Below are 17,441 nucleotides of genomic sequence, written 5' to 3' on the forward strand. Positions count from 1 at the left end.
CGTCGGTGGCACGCGAGGCATCGATGATGACATCGGCGAAGGCCGCGGCTCCGGGGGTGGGCTGACGGGCGTCGGCGGGCGATCCCGCAGCACGGTTCATCCGCGGGGTGAGCATGTCGACGATGCCGAGAGACGTCATGCGTGGTCCTCCGTGGTCGTGCTGCTCGTGCGCGAACCGATCTCGTCGAGTTCCGTCTGCTCGGCGTGCAGCTCCGCGGTCCGCATCCGGAGGGCGTGCGCTTCGGCGAGCCGGTCGAGTCCGCGCATCGCCCTCCGCGCTTCGGCGTGCTCTGTCCTCGCCTCGTCCACCGTCCGCTTCTGCAGTTCGGACAGGGTCGTCAGGTCGACCAGCAGGGTCCGGCCGGCGACGCGAGCTGCCGCGAGCGCGGCGAGGGAGCGCACGTCGACGGCTTCGCTTCCGACCCCGGACAGGTGCGCGCGGAGGGATCGATCGCGCGCCTCCGTGTGCTGCGCGTCGATCACGGCGCGCGAGAGGCGCTGGGCCGCTGCGCGTTCCTGGATCTCCCTGACCCGCAGCAGACCGGCGAGCGAGAACGACCGCTTCATGACACTCCTCCGAACGATGCCACGAGGTCGTCCAGGCGACGCCAGGAATCCTCGATCTCACAGGTCTCGTCGAGGGGCTGCGTGAGGAACGCGCTGATCTCCTTCTCATGGGCGATCGCGGCGTCGATGCGGGCATCCGCTCCGGCTTGATATGCACCGATGTCGATGAGGTCGTTGGCGCGTCGGCGGGCGGCCAGCACGGCGCGGAGCGTCGCGGCGTGCGCCCGGCGCTCGGGGGTCGTGACCTTGCCGGCGACACGCGACACCGATCCGAGCACGTCGATCGCGGGGTGGTGCCCTGACAGTGCGAGCGCCCGGTCGAGCACGACATGGCCGTCGAGGATCGACCGCACCGTGTCGGCGATCGGCTCGTTGTGGTCGTCGCCGTCGACGAGCACCGTGTAGATGCCGGTGATGGAACCGCGCGTGTCCGTGCCTGCCCGCTCGAGCAGACCGGCGAGGAGGGAGAACGTGGAGGGCGGGTATCCGCGGGTGGCCGGAGGCTCCCCGGCCGAGAGCCCGATCTCGCGCTGCGCCATGGCGACGCGCGTGAGCGAGTCCATCATGAGGATGGCGTGTGCGCCGTCGTCGCGGAAGGCCTCGGCGATCCTGGTGGCGGTGTACGCGGCGCGGATGCGGGCCATGGCAGGTTGGTCCGAGGTCGAGACCACCACGACGGAGCGGGCGAGTCCTTCCGGCCCGAGGTCGTCTTCGATGAACTCGCGCACCTCGCGTCCGCGCTCGCCGACCAGCGCGATCACGGTGACCTCTGCTTCGGTGCCCCGCGCGATCATCGACAGCAGCGACGACTTCCCCACACCGGAACCCGCGAAGAGTCCGACGCGCTGACCGCGTCCGACGCTGACGAGTGTGTCGAGCGTCCGTACGCCGAGCGGAAGGGGCGAGTCGATCCGGTCGCGGCCCATGATGGAGGGCGGAGCATGGTCGAGGCTCACCGGCACAGCACCGGTCAGCGGACCCTTCCCGTCGATCGGGCGGCCCAGACCGTCGAGGACGCGTCCGAGGAGCGCTGCTCCTGTCGGCACCCGCAGTGCTCCTCCGCGAGCGCGCACAGGGGCTCCCACCGTGAGGCCGGCGACAGGGGCGAGTGGCATGCAGCGCAGTCCGCCCTCGCTGATCGCGACGACCTCGGCATCGACACCGTCCAGCGTCACGACGTCGCCGACGGCCCCGTCGAGGCCACGCACCTGCACGCTGAGGCCGCGTACCTGGGAGACCTCGCCGATGCGCTCGGGTCGAACCGCCTCGCGCACCGCGCCCAGACGCTCACGGGGCGTGCTCCGTGAGGGCGCGACGGGCGCGCTCGAGCGCGCTTCCGATCCTGGCGTCGATGTGGCCGTGAGCCAGGGTGGCGACGGCATCTCCCCGGTGGAGCGCGTCGTCGGCGACGAGGGCGATGTCGCTCGGCTCCGCGGCGGACGTCTGCAGGGTCGCGAGGTCATCCGGGTTCAGGCGCACCTCGCGGATCGCTTCGGGGCCCGCGCCGGTCATCGCGCGTCGGAGGGCGGCGGCCGCGGCCACCCCTGGCTCGGAGAGCTCCGAGACCAGGATCAGTTCCGCGAGCTCGATCGCGCAGCGCAGCACCTGGTCCTCACCGGCGGCGGTGAGCTCCCGTTCCCGGTCTCCCAGGGATCGCGCTGCGGCGTGGAGCGCGGCGACCGCGGTCTCGATCCGCTGCGCCTCGGCCGCCTGGCTCGCTGCCCGCGCCTCGTCCGCCGCGCGCTGCTCCGACTCGGCCTCCGCGCGGCCGGCGCGGAACCCCTCCGCATGCCCGTCGGCGTAGCCGCGCGTGCGGGCGATCGCGTATTGCTCGCCGTTCTCGCGGCCGTCGAGACGCGGGAACAGCACCGGTGCGAAGGCCTCAGTAGACATATTCGTCCTCGTCGGCGCGTTGCACGGTGATGTCGCCGGCGGCCTCGAGCGCGCGGATCGTGCGCACGATCTCCGCTCTGGCCTCCTCGACCTGCGAGACGCGCACGGGGCCGAGCGTGCGGGCCTCCTCGTCGAGGTTCTCCCTGTTGCGCTCGGAGACGTTGCGACGGATGAGGTCGGCGATGGGCTGGTGCGCGCCCTTGAGGGCCAGGGCGAGCGAGCGGATGTCCATGCCCCGCAGCACGCGCTGGGTGTCGCGGTCGTCCAGCTTGACGATGTCGGCGAACGTGAACATGCGCGAGCGGATGTCCTCGGCCAACGCGCTGTCCCTGTCCTCGATGCTCGCCAGCAGAGCCTTCTCCACCGTGGCGCCGGAACGGGCGATGATCTCGACGAGGGGCTCGACGCCGCCGAGCACCTCAGGAGTGTCGCGCGCCGCGAAGGTGCCGGTCCGCGCCTTGAGGGCGTCCGCCACGATCGCGATCGCCTCCTGAGATGCGGTGCCCATCGTCGCGATCGCGTGGGCGACGTCCGTGCGTGTGGGGTCGGGGAGCGTGGAGAGCACGGCGGCAGCACGGTCCGTGGGCAGATGGGCGAGCACCAGGGCGACGGTCTGAGGAAGTTCGCCGTCGAGCAGCGTCGCGAGTTGAGCCGGGTCTGCGGATCCGAGGAACTCGAAGGACGAGTTCATCGACGACGATCCGGCTCTGCCCAGCACGGCGGCCGCGCGTTCGGCGCCGAACGTCGCCTCCAGGAGTCCCGCTGCGATGTCGCGCCCTCCGCGGGCGGGTGGCAGGTGGCCCGACGCGATGCGGTGGAACTGGCCGAGCGCCTGAGCGGTGGTCGCCGCGTCCAGGTTCTGCAGGTCGATGATCTCGGCTGCGACGGCCTCGGCCTCCGCTTCGGACAGATGCTTCATCACCTCGATCGCCTGGGCGCGATCGAGGTTCATCAGGACGACGGCCGCTGTCTGCCGATCGGTCAGTCCGGTCATACCTGCTGCCTGTCGTCGATGAGGGTCCGCAGCAGGTCGGCTGTGCGCTTCGGGTCCTGCCGCGTGAGGGAGTCGATCTCCGCGCGCCGGCGCTCGAGGCTCACCTGCGCGGGCTCGGGGTCGGGCTCCGGCTCGGGGTCCGGCGTCGTCTCGAGGAACGCCAGCGGCGTGGTCGGCGCCTGATCGATCGCGGCGGTCGCGCCCGCGTCGAGGGCGGAGAGCGCGGGCGGACGGGCGCCGAAGAGCTCCTCGAACTCGGTGTCGGCCCCGCGGCGTCGGCGCGCACGCATGATGAGTGCGGCGAGACCGGCGAGCAGCGGGATGGCGATGGCGGCTGCGATGATGACGGTGTTCAGCAGCGCGGCCTGGCGCTCAGCGCCCTCGGCGTCCTTCGCCGCCTGGAGCGCCGCCTGCGCCGCCTCGGAACTGGTCTGGTTGAAGGCGACGAGCTCGACGGCGATCGAGTCGCCGCGGTCGGTGTCGATCCCGGCGGCGGTCTCGACGAGGTCGCTCAGCTGCGCGGTGCTCAGGTCGCCGCCCGCACCGGCGTCGACGGCCACGGACACCGACTGCCGCAGCAGCGAGCCGGCGGGTGTCGAGGTGCTCTGCGTGCTCTTGTTGACCGCGTTGGTCTTCGAGGTCTCCGTCGACTCGGAGGTGCCGTCGCCCCCGGCCGAGGGGACCGCGATGTTGTCGGGGCCCAGCACGCCGGCGTTCGAGCTCGAGCCGTTCTGCGTGTCGGTCCTGGTCTGCTCTGTCAACGGGGGCGCGCCCTCGGCGGGCGTGTAGGTCTCCTCGACGCGCTCGTTGACGGAGTGGTCGATCTCGGCGACCACGGTCACCTTGGCGTTGCCGGGGCCGACGACCGTGTCGAGCATCTGCTGCACGTTCGCGGTCACCCGTGCTTCGTAGTCGCTGGCCTGCTGGTCGATGCCGCCGGTCGTGCCGACGCCGGCGGCCGAGAGGGTCTGGCCGCTCTGATCCACCACGGCCACGTTCTCCGGCTTCATGCCGCTGACCGCGGCCGAGGTCAGATGCACGATCGCCTCGACCTGCTTCGGGGAGAGCGTCGAGTTGCCCGAGGTCTCCACGAACACGGAAGCCGTGGGGTCGACGGTCTCGGAGACGAACACGCTCTCCTCGGGGATGGCGAGCTGCACCGACGCGGCCGTCACGCCCTTGATCGAGGAGATGGTGGCGGCGAGCTCGCCCTCGATCGCGCGCTTGAAGGTCACCGACTGCTGGAACTCGCTCGTCGTGACGCCCATCTTGTCCAACAGCGAGTACCCGCCGGAGCTCGCGCCGGGAAGACCGGCGGACGCTGCGGCCAGGCGCTGGTCGTACACGTCCTTCTCGGGCACGAGCACCGTCGCTCCGCCGTCCGCCAGTTCGTACGGCACCGACGACGAGCGCAGCTGCTCGACCACGGCGTTCGCGTCGGAGGCGCTCATGCCGGAGAACAGCGGGGTGTAGGTCGGGCGGGTGAGCCAGCTGGAGAGCGCGACGATCCCGAGGGCGAGCACGGCGACGCCGATGATCGCGATCGTGCGCTGCGCGAGCGAGAAGCCCGCGATCACGCGCCCGATCCGCTGGAACACGTTGGTGACGGCCTGGGGCATCAGGCTTGCATCCGCATGATCTCGTTGAACGCGTCGACGCCCTTGTTGCGCACGGCGGCTACGAGCTCGAGGGTGACGGCGGCCCTCGACGACGCGATCATCGCCGAGTGGATGTCATCGAGGTCTCCGGTCACCGCGGCGACCTTGAGCTTGTCCGACTCCGACTGCAGCGTGCGCAGCTCGTCGATGGCGCCGGTGACACTGTTCGCGAACGCCGTTTCGTCGGTAGCCTTCGCGGGGGCGACGGCGGGAGGGGCGAGCGTGAAACTCGAGGAGATGGCTTCGATGCCGGGGAGTGCGGCCATCAGCTGCGTCCGATCTGCAGGGCGGATTCGTAGGAGTTGCGGGCGCGGTCGACGATGGCGGCGCTCGCCTGGTAGCCGCGCTGCGCGAGGATCAGCTGGCTCATCTGGTCGCCGAGGTCGATGTCCGGATAGCGCACGTAGCCGTCTGCGTCGGCGAGCGGGTGGTCGGGCTGGTGCACCAGACGTCCCTGTGCACTGCCCTGGGCGGTGCCGGCGACGTACACGCCGGGGGACTGGTCGCTCGTCTGGGCGAGGATGTACCGTGCGCGGAATGCCGCACCGTTGCTGGGAGCGGCGGTGTTGATGTTGGCGATGTTGTCGCTGATGGCGTCGAGCCACTTGCGGTGCACGGTCAGGCCGGTGCCGGCGATGCCGATCGCGTCGAAGGTCATGAGGTCCTCATCGCGGTGCGCATCGATGTGAACGAGCCGTTCACGGCCTGCGTGGCGAACTGGTAGCGCAGCATCGTGTCGATGCTGGAAAGGGTCTCGGTATCGAGGTTGACGTTGTTGCCGTTGAGGCGCGTGGGCTCGAGCGAGGTGCCGACCGTCGCCCCGACCCGTCCATCACCCGCATCGATCGACCGGGCGAGAGCCTGCTCGAACTGCACGCGCTTGGCGTGATAGTTCGGGGTGTTGATGTTGGCGATGTTGTCGGAGATCGCGCGCTGGCGCTGCGCGAGGCCGTCGAGCGCGCTCGTCAGCGCGTTCATGGTCACAGAATCGAACACGAAACCGGCTCCCCGTGTGTGGGTGGTATGGCCGATCCATGGCCGAGAATTGCGAGCCATCCGTGCTCTCCCTGCTCTATCGGCAGGGTTCGGCGCGACGTTAGGGAGCGAGCTCACCCATCGACGTCGAGGTAGGCAGGCTCCTCCGGCCGACGGGTGCTGGGGATGCGGCTCACGGCGCCGAGATGCCGGCGCATGCCGTCGAGGTCGGAGCGGGCACGGTCCATCGCTGAGCGCTGGAGGTCGATCACCCGCCGGGCGCGGTCAGCGAGCTCGGCGGGAAGCGGCGTGCTCGGAGGCGTCCACGGGGCGAGGTCGGCGTCGGCAGCGGCACCGGGGGCGGCATCGAGGATCTGCTCGGCCTCCTGTTCGAGCCGGTCGAGCAGCGCGGTCCACTCTTCCCCGCTCACGCCCGCGCCTCGGCGACGGTGCGAGCGGCCTCGTGCCAGGCGTCACGCAGCGGCGCGACGATCTCGTGGCACGCGTGCGTGCGCTCCGGGTCGCGGCCGATGTTGGCGCCGATGAGCGTCTGCGATAGGAAGACGTACAGCGAGCGCAGGCCGGCGCTGCCGTTCCAGTCGTCGGTCAGCGAGGACGACAGCTCGGAGACGATCGCCTGGGCGTGCTGCAGCTGGGCGTTCGCCTCGGTCCAGTCCTCTGCGCGCTGAGCCATCTCCCCGCGCTCGATGTCGAGCAGGAGACGGTCGTAGAGCATGGTCACCAGACGCTCGGGCGGCGCCGACAGCACGGCGTCGTCACGGTAGCGCTGCTGGGCGCGGAGCGCGGCGTTCATGCTCACTTCCCCGAGTTGGAGCTCGAGCCCGGAAGGGCGGCGATCTGCGAGGTCAGGTACGAGGACTGCGACTGCAGTTGCGAGAGCATCACCTCGAGGCGTGCGTAGGTGCGCTCGAGAGTGGTCTTGCGCTGCGCGAGGCGGACATCCCAGCGCTCCATCTGCTCGCCGAGTCCCTTGACCTCGCTCTCCTGGCCCGTGATCCGCGTGGTGAGGAGCCCCTCGTACTTGTCCGAGTACACCTTCGCGGTGTCCTGCACCCGCGAGGCGATGTCGGAGAACAGTCCTGCGACGGCATCCGGGTCCTTCGCGAGGGCTTCGGCGAACTTCTCCTCGTCGAAGCTCATCACGCCGTACATGTCGCTCGAGATGCCGATCGACGAAGGAGAGACGCCGTTCACGGGGTGCTGCACCGCATCGGCGAGGGCCGTGCGCAGTCCCCGGACCGCGCTGTCGCCGGTGAAGACGCCCAGAGTGGTCTTGTCTCCCTGCTTGGCGGCGATGGTCGCCTTCGAGCCGTTGTCGATGCGGGTCAGGATGTCCTTGACGGCGGCGATGAACTCGGCGGAGGCCTTGGTGCGAGCAGCGGTGTCGACGGCGACGCCGATGGTCACGGGCGCCGCCGAGGCCGCGGAGACGGTCACGTCCACCCCGTCGAACAGGTCGGTGAAGGTGTTGCTCGACGAGGTCAGCACCTGCTCCGCGCTGGTGCCGGCCCACAGGCGCACCTGGGCGTCGGCACCGACGTCGATGACGGCCGCTCCTGCTTCGGTGGAGATGTCGGAGGCGGTGCCGGCCGCTACCGCAGCGGTGTCTCCGCGGTAGGCGCGGAACTGGCCGGCCTCTCCCGAGTCGGCGGCCCGCAACTGCAGGCGGTGCATCGGGTTGCCGTCGGCGTCACGTCCGGCGGGGACGGCCGCGGCGACGATGCCGAAGCCTGCTTCGTTCACCGCGCGGGCGACATCCTGCATCGACCTGGAGTCTGCGGTGACCTGCACGCGTTCGCCCTTGGCGTTCTCGAGGGTGATCACCGGTGGGTCGACGGCCCACCCGGCGGAGGCTGCGGAGACGATCGTGTGGTTCTTGGCGACCTTGTCGACGACGATGTCGGCCGAGAGCGGCGCGGCACCATCGCGGGTGGCGACGGTGACCGTCGGCGAGGAGGACGAGGTGGTGAAGCGGGCGAGTCCGTCGCGGGTCGCGGCCTTCTCGGCTGCCGTGGCGAGGTTCTGCACCGCCGTGTTCAGGGTGCGCAGCTGGGTGACGATGCCGTTCTTGTCATCCATCTTCGCCTTGAGCAGTGAACGGGGGATGGAGGCGACATCCATCAGCGCCTTGATGACCTCGGTGGTCTTCAGGCCGGAGACGAGGCCGTCGAGCGAGAGGGACATGGTCGCCTTTCCTGTTGAGGAGCGGACAGGGTCCGGACGCCGGTGGGCGTCCGGACCCTATGACGTGGTTCAGCGCAGGAGCTGGAGCACGCCCTGGTTGGCCTGGTTGGCCTGTGCCAGCATCGCCGTACCTGCCTGGGACAGGATGTTCTTCGACGTGAACTTGACCATCTCGGACGCCATGTCGGTGTCGCGGATCCGGCTCTCGGCGGCGGAGAGGTTCTCCGCCGACACGTTGAGGCTGTTGATGGTCGACTCGAAGCGGTTCTGCAGCGCACCGTAGCCGGCGCGTGCGGTCGAGACCGCCTGGATCTGCGTGTCGATACCCGCCAGCGCGGCACCGTACGTCGCGGCGTCCGTCATGGTCCCCGCGAGCGTCTTGATGTCGGCACCGAGGGTGGCGAAGTCGGTCAGGGCGACCGAGATCTGGTCCTCGGCGGCGACGGAGCCCGCACCGACCTGGAACGTCAGCGTGTTGCCGCCCGAGAGCAGCTTGATGCCGTTGAAGTTCGTGCTGCCGGCGATCCGGGTGAGCTCATCACCGAGGGTGTTGATCTCCTTCTGGATCGCGTCGCGCGACTTCGTGTTGTTCGAGTCGTTCGCACCCTGAGCGGTCAGGTCGCGAACGCGCTGCAGGATCGAGTGGACCTCGGTCAGGGCGCCTTCAGCGGTCTGGATGACCGAGATGCCGTCCTGGGCGTTGCGTGCCGCGACGTTCAGGCCGTTGACCTGCGAACGCAGGCCCTCGGAGATCGCGAGGCCTGCAGCGTCGTCGGCCGCGCGGTTGATGCGGAAGCCGCTGGACAGCTTCTCGAGCGACTTCGACAGGTCGTTCTGCGTGTTGGACAGGTTGCGGTAGGCGTTGAGTGCCGACACGTTCGTGCTGATCTGCATACCCATAAGGGTTCTCCTCCGTGAATGGTGTTGTGCGGGAGACCATCCGTGGTCTCCCGGTCACACCTATCGGCGGAGGTTCCCGGCGCGTTAGTCGGGCCGGCGGGGAATCGGCTCAGGCAGTCGCCGATTCGCGGAAGACCCCGGCGATCCGGGAGCCGGCGGCGTCCGCGATCCTGGTGAAGTAGGCATCGCGGGCCGCGGGGGAGACCCGCGTCGTCGCTGCCGGCGTCGACCCCTCTGCGTAGTAGCGGTCCAGGGCGTCGCGCAGAAGCCGGATCGCTTCCGAGCGCTGCTGCGACACCGCGGAGTGCGTCACCCCGAGCTCCTCGGCGATCTCCTTGACGGGGCGTTCGTCGAAGTAGACCGCCTGCACGATCCGCCGCATGCGCTCCGGCAGGGCGATGACCGCCTGCTCGAGCACCTCGCGCCGTTCTCCCACCAGTGCCGATTCCTCGGGGAGGGGGATGTCGGCGGTGACGTCACGGGCGGCGGGGTCGTCGAGAGTGGTCAGCATCCTGGCGGCGTCGCCGAGTGCTTCGATCACGACGTCCTTCGCGACGCCCATCGCGGTGGCGACCTCGGCGACCGTCGCGGTGCGGCCGAGCCCGGCGGTCAGCGCCTCGCGGACGGCGACGGTCTCCTTGATGCGTTTGCGTATGCCGCGGGAGGCCCAGTCCATCGAGCGCATCTCGTCGGCGAAAGCGCCGAGGATGCGTCGGCGGGCGTAGGCCCCGAAGGGTACGCCGAGCTCCGGATCGAATGCTTCGGCCGCTGTCACGAGCGCGAGTGCTCCGACGGCCGCGAGCTCGTCGCGGGGGATGTGGGTGGCGCGGGCATGGGTCTCGGCGGCGAGGTATCCGACCAGGGGGAGGTTGCTCTCTATGAGCAGATTGCGCTCAGCGCGCGACGACATGGGGGATGATCCACCTCTCTGGATGCACTCCGAAAGATCCGAGGAGATGAACAGATGCACATATCACACGTTTTATGATTTGTACATGGGGAGAACTATCCATCGCCGTTCCACATAGTAACGTTAGGCAGACGCTGGCCGATAGTGACCTTTGGCCGCGTTGTCAGGCGGGGCGATCACTGGGGAAAAGGGGATCATGGGAGCCAACGAACTATCGATACAGCTGTGGCGAGAGCGCGAGCTGCTCGAGATGCTGCTGTTCAAGCTCGATGAGCAGCAGCTGCTTCTCGCCGCCGGGCGATCCCAGTGGATCCAGTTTGCCGCACGGGAGATCGATCAGGTGCTCGATCGACTGCGCGGCGCAGGCCTCGCCCGCACCGTCGAGGTCGCCACCGTCGCCGAGGAGTGGGGAGCTCCCGAGGCGTCGACGATCCGCGAGCTGATCGAGCACGCGCCGGAAGGGGCATGGCAGGAGGTGTTCGCCGACCATCTGCGAGCGCTGTCGAAGCTCGCCGCCGAGGTCGAGCAGCTGCGCGACGCCAACGCCGAGCAGCTCAGCGGAGTGCTCCGCGCGACGCAGGAGACGATCGCCGCGCTCGGGCACGACACGGGCGAGTACACGACCAAGGGTGACCGCGCGCGCGACGATGCCGCGCGGATCATCGACACCGAGATGTGACCGAGAGGGGATCATGTCGACCTTCAGCGGATTGAACACGGCGGCCAGCGGACTGGCGGCTGCCCGACGCGGCATGGACGTGGTCGGGCAGAACATCGCCAATCAGAAGACGGAGGGGTACACGCGGCAGCGTGTGACCACCTCGGCCGTCGCGGCCATCGCGCAGACCGGACGGTTCAGCGTGGGCGCCCTCCCGGGGCACGGCGTCTCGATCGACGGCGTCGCACGCCTGGGTGACGCCCTTCTCGACGCCAGGGTGCGCGACGCCCTCGGCGCTTCGGGGTACTGGTCGACCAGGGCGGTGGCCGCGACCACGGTCGAGGCATCGCTGGCCGAGCCCACGGCGAACGGGCTCGCCGCCCGGCTGTCCAAGTTCTGGTCCGGCTGGCAGGACCTCGCGAACACGCCGGACTCGGGGGCAGCGGCCTCGAGCATCCTGGAATCGGCGAAGGAGCTCGCCTCGCACATCGCCGGCGGGTACCGGAACGTCGCCACCCAGTGGAGCAATGCGCGCGACTCCGCCGACCGCACGGTCTCCCAGGTGAACGCCACCGCCGACCAGATCGCGGTCCTCAACGGAGAGATCCGCGATGCACTCGCTTCCGGCCGCTCGGCGAACGAGCTCATGGATCAGCGCAGCGTCCTCGCGCAGAACGTGGCCAGGATGTCCGGCGCGGCGGCGACCATCGAGAGCGACGGCACGATGACCGTGCGGCTGGGCGGCAACGCGCTGGTATCGGGTTCCGATTCACGCCACCTGGTGCTGACCGGGCCCGCCTCGATCGATTCGGGGCAGCGGTTCAGCCTCTCGTGGGCGTCTGCGCCCGATCTGCCCGTGTCGATCGACGGCGGTGAGCTCGGTGCCTCGCTGTCGGTGCTGGCCCCGGCCTCCGAAGGCGGCATGCTCGCCGGGCTCGCGGCGACGTACGACAAGGTCGCAACGACGCTGGCCGACGCCATGAACGCCCAGCACAGGGCAGGGGTGACCTCCACCGGCCAGGCCGGGGGAGACTTCTTCACCGTGCCGACGACGGGCTCCGCCGCACTGGGCCTGACCGTCGCCGTCGGCTCGGCCTCCGAGCTCGCGCTCGCGGCGCCCGGTGCCGGTGCCCTGGACGCGACCAACGCCGACCTGATCTCGCAGATCGGTCGGAGCGCTGGCTCCCCTGACGCCGTCTGGTCCGATCAGGTCACCCGGTTCGGGGTCGCGACCGCGGCCGACGTGCAGCGCGCGAAGCTCTCCGACTCCGCAGCGGTCGCCGCCGTCGGAGCCCAGCAGTCGGTCGCCGCTGTCGACGGCGACGAGGAGACCATCAGCCTGCTCACCTACCAGACCGCCTATCAGGCCGCCGCCCGTGTGATGACAGCGGTGGATGAGGCGCTCGACGTCCTGATCAACCGCACCGGCCTCGTCGGACGCTGAGCGAAGGAGCACCGTGATCTCTCGAGTGACGTCATCCGCCATGACGCAGACGGCCATGCGCCAGCTGCAGTCCAACCTCTCCGAGCTGGCGCGTCTGCAGGAGCAGGCGACATCCCAGCGTGCCTTCGCCGCACCGTCCGACGACCCGGCGGCAGCGGCCACGGCACTGGCGCTTCACGCCGAGCAGCGTCGCACCGAGCAGTATGCGCGCAACATCGACGACGGCCTCGCCTGGGTCACCGCTGCCGACACGGCCATCACGGCGAGCACCGCCCTGCTCGCGCGCGTGCGTGATCTGACGGCCCAGGGCGCGAACGACGGGGCGCTGGACGCGACGGCCAAGGAGGCGTTGGCGGTCGAGCTCGAAGGCATCCGCAAGGAGATGCTGTCCCAGGCGAACACGCGGCTGCTCGGCCGTTCCGTGTTCGCGGGCACGTCCGACACGGCCGCCTTCGCCGCCGACTACAGTCACAGCGGGGTGCCGGGAGCGGAAGTCACCCGTCGGGTCTCCGACGCCGCCTCTGTGCGCGTCGACACCGACGGCGCCGCGGTCTTCGGCACGGGAGACGACTCCGTCTTCGCGCTCGTGGACAAGATCGTGGCGGACCTCCGCTCCGGCACGAACGTCGGGCCCCGGCTCGGCGAGATCGACAGTCGACGCACCGCCATGCTCGGGGTGCAGGGCTCGGTGGGAACCAGGCAGTCCCAGATCGAACGCGCCAAGGAGGCGGCAGTGCAGAATTCCGTGTCCCTCGAGTCCCGCAGGACGGCGGTGGAGGACGTCGATTCGATCGAGGTGCTCGTGCGTCTGCAGGCGCAGGAGCTCGTGTACCGTTCGGCGCTCGCCGTCAACGCGCGTGTGCTGCAGCCGTCGCTCATGGACTTCCTGCGATGAGCGCCGTACTGACGTTCATCGCCCCGCCTCCGGGACTGGCTCCCCATGTGGACTTCGCACTCGCCCCCGTCGACGGGTCAGACGGGTTGTTCTCCCTGCGGGCGGTCGACGATGCGGAACTGCGCCTGTTCCTGGTCGATCCTCGGACGGTGCTGAGCGACTACGCGCCGACCCTCAGCGATGAGCAGGCGGACGGCCTCGCTCTCGGCTCTCCCGACGACGCGCTGGTGCTGGTGGTCGCCCACCCCTCGTCCGAGGGCGTGAGCGTGAACCTCCTCGCCCCCGTGATCGTGAACCAGACCACAGGAGCCGCCGCGCAGGTGATCCTGGAAGACCAGGACTACCCCCTGCGCGCGCCGCTCGGCTGACCCGGGGTGCGCGGCTCGGGTCGGCAGCCCTCCCCAGGGGACGGCGGCTAATCTGGAGTCGTGATCCTTGCCGTCGATACCTCCCTGGGCACTGCCGTCGCCCTCATCGATGCCGACGGGGAACGACGTGCCGAAGCGGCTGCCGTCGACCCGCTCGGCCATGCCGAGGTCATCGGAGACCTGCTCGTGCAAGTTCTCAGCGAGGCGGGCGATGCTTCCGGCGGGGCGGGCGACACGGAGATCACGCACGTGGTCACCGGCATGGGGCCGGGGCCGTTCACCGGCCTGCGCATCGGCATCGCCGCCGCGCGCGCCTTCGCCCTCGGCCGCGACCTCCCCGTCGTCCCCGTCCCCAGCCACGTCGCGGCAGCCCTCACCGCTCTCGACACCGAGACCGCACCCTTCGCGATCGTGACCGACGCGCGCCGACGCGAGGTCGCCATCACCGTGTTCGATGGTCTCGACGACGACGGCATCCCCGCTGTGGTCGCCGACACCGTGCTCGTCCGAGCGGCAGACGCGGATGCCCACCTCGACGGCATCCGCCGCATCGATGTGTCGACGCTGTCCGCGACGGACCTCGCACGGGTCGGCGCGCGGGCTCTCGCGGCCGGCCGCACGCTCGCCGGGGAGGAGCCCCTGTACATGCGGCACCCTGATGTGACGCTCCCCGGTGCCCCGAAGAAGGTGGGCACATGACCCTTCGAGACGCCTCAGCAGATGACCTCGACGCGATCATGGCGATCGAGAACAGGTCCTTCCCGACCGATGCCTGGAGCTCGGAGACCATGGTCGCCGAACTCGTCAGCCCGCACGGCCGGTATCTGGTCGACGAGCACGACGGCGAGGTCATCGGCTACGGCGGGGTACGGGCACTGCTCGGCAGTGCCGACGCCGACATCCAGACCATCGCCCTGCTCGCCGAACATCGGGGACACGGGAGAGGACGCGCCCTGTTGCGCGCTCTGCTCGCCGCGGCGGCGGAGCGTGGTGCGCGAGAGGTCTTCCTGGAGGTCAGGGCCGACAACCCCTCCGCGGAGGGGCTGTACCGTGCCGAGGGCTTCGAGGAGATCGCCCGCCGCCCGCACTACTATCAGCCGGATGGCGTCGACGCGATCGTGATGCGAATGCACCTGCGGCACCATGCGGCGCCCTCCGCGGCGGACGAGGAGGCGAAGGCATGAGCGAACCGCTGGTTCTGGGCATCGAGACGAGCTGCGACGAGACGGGCATCGGCATCGTGCGTGGGCGCACCCTGCTGTCGAACACCATCGCCTCGAGCATGGACGAGCACGCGCGCTACGGCGGCGTCGTTCCCGAGGTCGCCGCGCGGGCGCACCTCGAGGCGCTGCAGCCCTCGATCGACGCCGCGCTCGCCGAAGCGGGGGTGGGACTCGCCGACCTCGATGCCGTCGCGGTCACCAGCGGGCCAGGGCTCGCCGGCGCGCTGATGGTCGGTGTCGGCGCCGCGAAGGGCCTCGCCGTCTCGATCGACAAGCCCCTGTACGCGGTGAACCACCTGGTCGGGCACATCGCGGCCGACATCCTCACGGCCGACTCCGCGCCGCTCGAATACCCGACGATCGCCCTGCTCGTCTCGGGCGGGCACACCTCACTGCTGCACGTGCGAGACCTCACCACAGACGTCGAGCTGCTCGGGGAGACGATGGACGACGCCGCGGGCGAGGCCTTCGACAAGGTCGCCCGGCTGCTGTCGCTCCCGTACCCCGGAGGGCCGGAGATCGATCGGGCGGCGGCGACCGGCGACCCGCACGCGATCCGGTTCCCCCGCGGACTGTCGCGGGCCTCCGACCTGGCGAAGCACCGGTACGACTTCTCGTTCTCTGGGCTCAAGACGGCGGTCGCCCGCTGGGTCGAGCGCTGCGAGGCCGAGGGGATCGACGTGCCCGTCGCCGATGTAGCCGCGAGCTTCCGCGAGGCCGTCGTCGACGTGCTGGTCACGAAGGCCCTCGCCGCGTGCTCCGATCTCGGCGTCCCCCGCCTGCTGCTCGGGGGAGGGGTCGTCGCGAACCGACGGCTCCGCGATGTCGCGCTCGAGCGCGCGGACGCCGCTGGCGTCACCGTGCGCATCCCCCCGCTCTCGCTCTGCACCGACAACGGGGCGATGATCGCCGCACTCGCCGCCGAGCTCATCTCTTCCGGGCGTCCGCCGTCGACGCTCGCCTTCGGGGCGGATTCGACGCTTCCCGTGACGGAGATCCAGGTCGCGGAGGCGGTGCCCGCATGAGCGCCGCCCCCGACGCTCCCGACGCGGAGCCGGCCCCGCCCCCGACGCCGGCGGCTCGCATCGAGCGCCCCAGCGACGAGGTGGAGCACCCCGCGGGAACCGCCCGCCTTCCCGGCGCGCGGCGCGACGGCTACACCCGCCTGCCCACGGGCCCGGTGGGCATCGAACCGGTCGTCGTGACGGGACCGGACATCGACGCCCCTGAGGAGACGGAGTGGGAGCCGTCCACCGGGACCGTGTCGATCGACGACACCCGACTGGCGCCGTGGGCGCTGGTGGCCGCGATCGTGGCGCTCGGAGCGTCGTTCTTCGTGGGGTGGGGGATTCCGGTCGCAGTGGTGGCGGTCATCGCGGCGATCATGTCATTGCGTCGCCCGGTCGAGAACCGTGCGATCGCGCGCTGGGCGCTCGTGCTCGGGCTCTGCGCGACCGTCTACAGCCTGGGCTGGCTGGTCTGGGCCGGCATGCAGTTCGAGCGGCTCGGCTGAACCGATGTCGGACGCGGCCGAGCTCGCCGAGCTGCGCTCACTGCAGGCGCGGGCGTACGGTCGCGATGCATCGCTCACGGCGGCCGAAGCGCTCAGACTGCGCGAACTGGAGCGGCGCCGTGCCGAGCCGACGCCCGACGTCGCGGATCCGCCCGTCGGAGCTCCTGTCGCAGCCTCGACGCCGGAGACAGGGAACGAGGAGCCTCAGACAGAGGACCTGCCGGGTGCGACCGACGGCGATGTGACGACGACCGGCATGGACCCGGGAGACTCGGGCGGCTCCGGTCGGCCACCGCAGAGATCATGGCTGCGTACGCGCTGGCTTCCGCTCGCCGCTGCCGTCGCGACGCTGGTGCTGGTCGGTGTCGAGCTCGGATGGGCGCTGTCCGGCGGGTCCGGGCCCGCCACCGTCGCCCTGAGTCCGGAGCAGCAGGAGTGGCAGAGCTCCCTGCTCGCCAGCGGGAACTACGACCGGGGCTCGCTGCGCGCCCTCGCCGTCGAGGAAGGTGCGGTCATCTGGGTGGCGACGAAGAATGCCGCCGCGATCACCTGCCTGCTCGTGGCGACCTCGCCGTCTGCACTGCCCAGCTGCGAGCGCACCGAGACGGTGGGCAGGACGGGACTGTTCGGCGCGGTCACGCTCGAGTCGAAGGCGGACACCCGCCGCGAGCTCAACGTGCAGATGGTGTTCACGGCCTCCGGCGAGCCTGCCGTCGCCGCGAACGTGGCGGAGTTCGGACCGGGCACCACCAATGGGATGACGTGGGCGAATGCCGACGAGGCGGAGAAGGCCAAGCGCATCGCGGATCAGGGGTTCCAGATCAACTCGCTGTGGGTGGTCGGCTATGACGGCGATGTGCCGGTGTGGACCGGAATGGAGCTCGACGGCTTCCAGACCTGCTTGATCTACGACGGCTCGGACGCGGCGTTCCCCCGGGTGTGCGCCGATGCGCTCACGATGCAGGAGCAGAGCGCCACCCTCGTGCTGAACGTGGTGGACGAGACCAGCGGTGAGGTCGTCCGCCTGGAGCTTCCGACCGCCAGCAACGGGCACTCCTCTCTGATGATCACGCGCGAAGGAGGTGCTGACGGTGCTGCCGGAGAATGACGCCGACGAGTTGCGACAGCTCCAGCGCCGCGCGTACGGCCGCGACGGCGCCGCGACCGAGGGGGAGCTGCGGCGGTTGCGTGAGCTCGAGGATGCACGGCGAGCGTCACCCGCCCCCTCGGCTCCCGCC

The 17,441-nt window shown here is 70.3% G+C and carries 22 protein-coding genes; 9 read left to right on the plus strand and 13 right to left on the minus strand.

Translation table 11 applies throughout. From position 1 onward, the window contains the following. Positions 1-135 precede the first annotated feature (135 nt). From AX744_RS05625 to AX744_RS05685, 13 genes are all read right to left on the minus strand, one after another. The gene (locus tag AX744_RS05625; RefSeq protein ID WP_061015735.1) at positions 136-567 is read right to left on the minus strand and encodes a hypothetical protein; all 432 of its coding nucleotides are present in this window, start codon (positions 565-567) and stop codon (positions 136-138) included. Next, positions 564-1,841, minus strand: coding sequence for a FliI/YscN family ATPase (locus AX744_RS05630; protein ID WP_442922829.1), 1,278 nt, complete (start codon positions 1,839-1,841; stop codon positions 564-566). Before AX744_RS05630 ends, AX744_RS05625 begins: the two co-directional genes overlap by 4 nt. 13 nt (positions 1,842-1,854) lie before the next feature. After that, positions 1,855-2,460 (minus strand): FliH/SctL family protein, encoded by a 606-nt coding sequence (locus AX744_RS05635; RefSeq protein ID WP_082738418.1) that lies wholly within the window; start codon positions 2,458-2,460, stop codon positions 1,855-1,857. Next, complete coding sequence (fliG, locus tag AX744_RS05640) at positions 2,450-3,454, minus strand: flagellar motor switch protein FliG (RefSeq protein ID WP_061015739.1); 1,005 nt, start codon at positions 3,452-3,454, stop codon at positions 2,450-2,452. Before fliG ends, AX744_RS05635 begins: the two co-directional genes overlap by 11 nt. Continuing rightward, on the minus strand, positions 3,451-5,073 hold the full coding sequence (gene fliF / locus AX744_RS05645) for a flagellar basal-body MS-ring/collar protein FliF (RefSeq protein WP_058632716.1): 1,623 nt from the start codon (positions 5,071-5,073) through the stop codon (positions 3,451-3,453). Before fliF ends, fliG begins: the two co-directional genes overlap by 4 nt. Beyond that, positions 5,073-5,378, minus strand: coding sequence for a flagellar hook-basal body complex protein FliE (gene fliE / locus AX744_RS05650; RefSeq protein WP_061015741.1), 306 nt, complete (start codon positions 5,376-5,378; stop codon positions 5,073-5,075). The genes fliF and fliE overlap by 1 nt, the downstream gene beginning before the upstream one ends. After that, positions 5,378-5,770, minus strand: coding sequence for a flagellar basal body rod protein FlgC (locus tag AX744_RS05655; protein WP_021198933.1), 393 nt, complete (start codon positions 5,768-5,770; stop codon positions 5,378-5,380). The genes fliE and AX744_RS05655 overlap by 1 nt, the downstream gene beginning before the upstream one ends. Continuing rightward, on the minus strand, positions 5,767-6,108 hold the full coding sequence (locus AX744_RS05660) for a flagellar basal body rod protein FlgB (protein WP_046747398.1): 342 nt from the start codon (positions 6,106-6,108) through the stop codon (positions 5,767-5,769). The genes AX744_RS05655 and AX744_RS05660 overlap by 4 nt, the downstream gene beginning before the upstream one ends. Before the next feature lie 113 nt (positions 6,109-6,221). Beyond that, on the minus strand, positions 6,222-6,518 hold the full coding sequence (locus AX744_RS05665; RefSeq protein ID WP_061015743.1) for a hypothetical protein: 297 nt from the start codon (positions 6,516-6,518) through the stop codon (positions 6,222-6,224). After that, on the minus strand, positions 6,515-6,901 hold the full coding sequence (fliS, locus tag AX744_RS05670; protein WP_061015745.1) for a flagellar export chaperone FliS: 387 nt from the start codon (positions 6,899-6,901) through the stop codon (positions 6,515-6,517). Before fliS ends, AX744_RS05665 begins: the two co-directional genes overlap by 4 nt. Before the next feature lie 2 nt (positions 6,902-6,903). Continuing rightward, on the minus strand, positions 6,904-8,292 hold the full coding sequence (gene fliD, locus AX744_RS05675; RefSeq protein ID WP_061015746.1) for a flagellar filament capping protein FliD: 1,389 nt from the start codon (positions 8,290-8,292) through the stop codon (positions 6,904-6,906). Between the two features lie 69 nt (positions 8,293-8,361). Further along, positions 8,362-9,192, minus strand: a complete 831-nt coding sequence (locus AX744_RS05680; RefSeq protein WP_045263723.1) for a flagellin N-terminal helical domain-containing protein — start codon at positions 9,190-9,192, stop codon at positions 8,362-8,364. Positions 9,193-9,301: 109 nt separating this feature from the next. Next, positions 9,302-10,102 carry a sigma-70 family RNA polymerase sigma factor gene (locus AX744_RS05685; protein ID WP_046747403.1) on the minus strand — a complete coding sequence of 267 codons (801 nt, stop codon included), beginning with the start codon at positions 10,100-10,102 and terminating at the stop codon, positions 9,302-9,304. A gap of 196 nt (positions 10,103-10,298) precedes the next feature. Between AX744_RS05685 and flgN the strand changes: the two genes are divergently transcribed. Genes flgN through AX744_RS05730 form a run of 9 tightly spaced genes read left to right on the plus strand, consistent with a single transcriptional unit; the run spans position 10,299 to position 17,311 of the window. Further along, the gene (flgN, locus tag AX744_RS05690; RefSeq protein WP_046747404.1) at positions 10,299-10,781 is read left to right on the plus strand and encodes a flagellar export chaperone FlgN; all 483 of its coding nucleotides are present in this window, start codon (positions 10,299-10,301) and stop codon (positions 10,779-10,781) included. Positions 10,782-10,794: 13 nt separating this feature from the next. Beyond that, complete coding sequence (flgK, locus tag AX744_RS05695; RefSeq protein ID WP_046747405.1) at positions 10,795-12,204, plus strand: flagellar hook-associated protein FlgK; 1,410 nt, start codon at positions 10,795-10,797, stop codon at positions 12,202-12,204. Positions 12,205-12,217: 13 nt separating this feature from the next. After that, positions 12,218-13,099: a flagellar hook-associated protein FlgL gene (gene flgL / locus AX744_RS05700; RefSeq protein ID WP_058632719.1), complete on the plus strand. Its 882-nt coding sequence runs from the start codon at positions 12,218-12,220 to the stop codon at positions 13,097-13,099. Then, positions 13,096-13,467 carry a flagellar assembly protein FliW gene (locus AX744_RS05705; protein WP_046747407.1) on the plus strand — a complete coding sequence of 124 codons (372 nt, stop codon included), beginning with the start codon at positions 13,096-13,098 and terminating at the stop codon, positions 13,465-13,467. The genes flgL and AX744_RS05705 overlap by 4 nt, the downstream gene beginning before the upstream one ends. Before the next feature lie 60 nt (positions 13,468-13,527). Then, positions 13,528-14,166, plus strand: a complete 639-nt coding sequence (gene tsaB / locus AX744_RS05710) for a tRNA (adenosine(37)-N6)-threonylcarbamoyltransferase complex dimerization subunit type 1 TsaB (RefSeq protein WP_046747408.1) — start codon at positions 13,528-13,530, stop codon at positions 14,164-14,166. After that, complete coding sequence (rimI, locus tag AX744_RS05715; RefSeq protein WP_058632722.1) at positions 14,163-14,651, plus strand: ribosomal protein S18-alanine N-acetyltransferase; 489 nt, start codon at positions 14,163-14,165, stop codon at positions 14,649-14,651. The genes tsaB and rimI overlap by 4 nt, the downstream gene beginning before the upstream one ends. Next, on the plus strand, positions 14,648-15,715 hold the full coding sequence (gene tsaD / locus AX744_RS05720; protein WP_046747410.1) for a tRNA (adenosine(37)-N6)-threonylcarbamoyltransferase complex transferase subunit TsaD: 1,068 nt from the start codon (positions 14,648-14,650) through the stop codon (positions 15,713-15,715). Before rimI ends, tsaD begins: the two co-directional genes overlap by 4 nt. After that, a complete protein-coding gene (locus tag AX744_RS05725; protein ID WP_058632723.1) occupies positions 15,712-16,203 on the plus strand; it encodes a hypothetical protein in 492 nt (163 codons plus the stop codon). The genes tsaD and AX744_RS05725 overlap by 4 nt, the downstream gene beginning before the upstream one ends. A gap of 4 nt (positions 16,204-16,207) precedes the next feature. Continuing rightward, entirely contained in the window at positions 16,208-17,311 is a 1,104-nt protein-coding gene (locus AX744_RS05730; protein ID WP_061015748.1) for a hypothetical protein, read from the plus strand. Positions 17,312-17,441 lie beyond the last annotated feature (130 nt).

This window comes from Microbacterium sp. CCH5-D1 (assembly GCF_001557335.1).
GTDB classification, from domain to species: Bacteria; Actinomycetota; Actinomycetes; order Actinomycetales; family Microbacteriaceae; genus Microbacterium; species Microbacterium oxydans.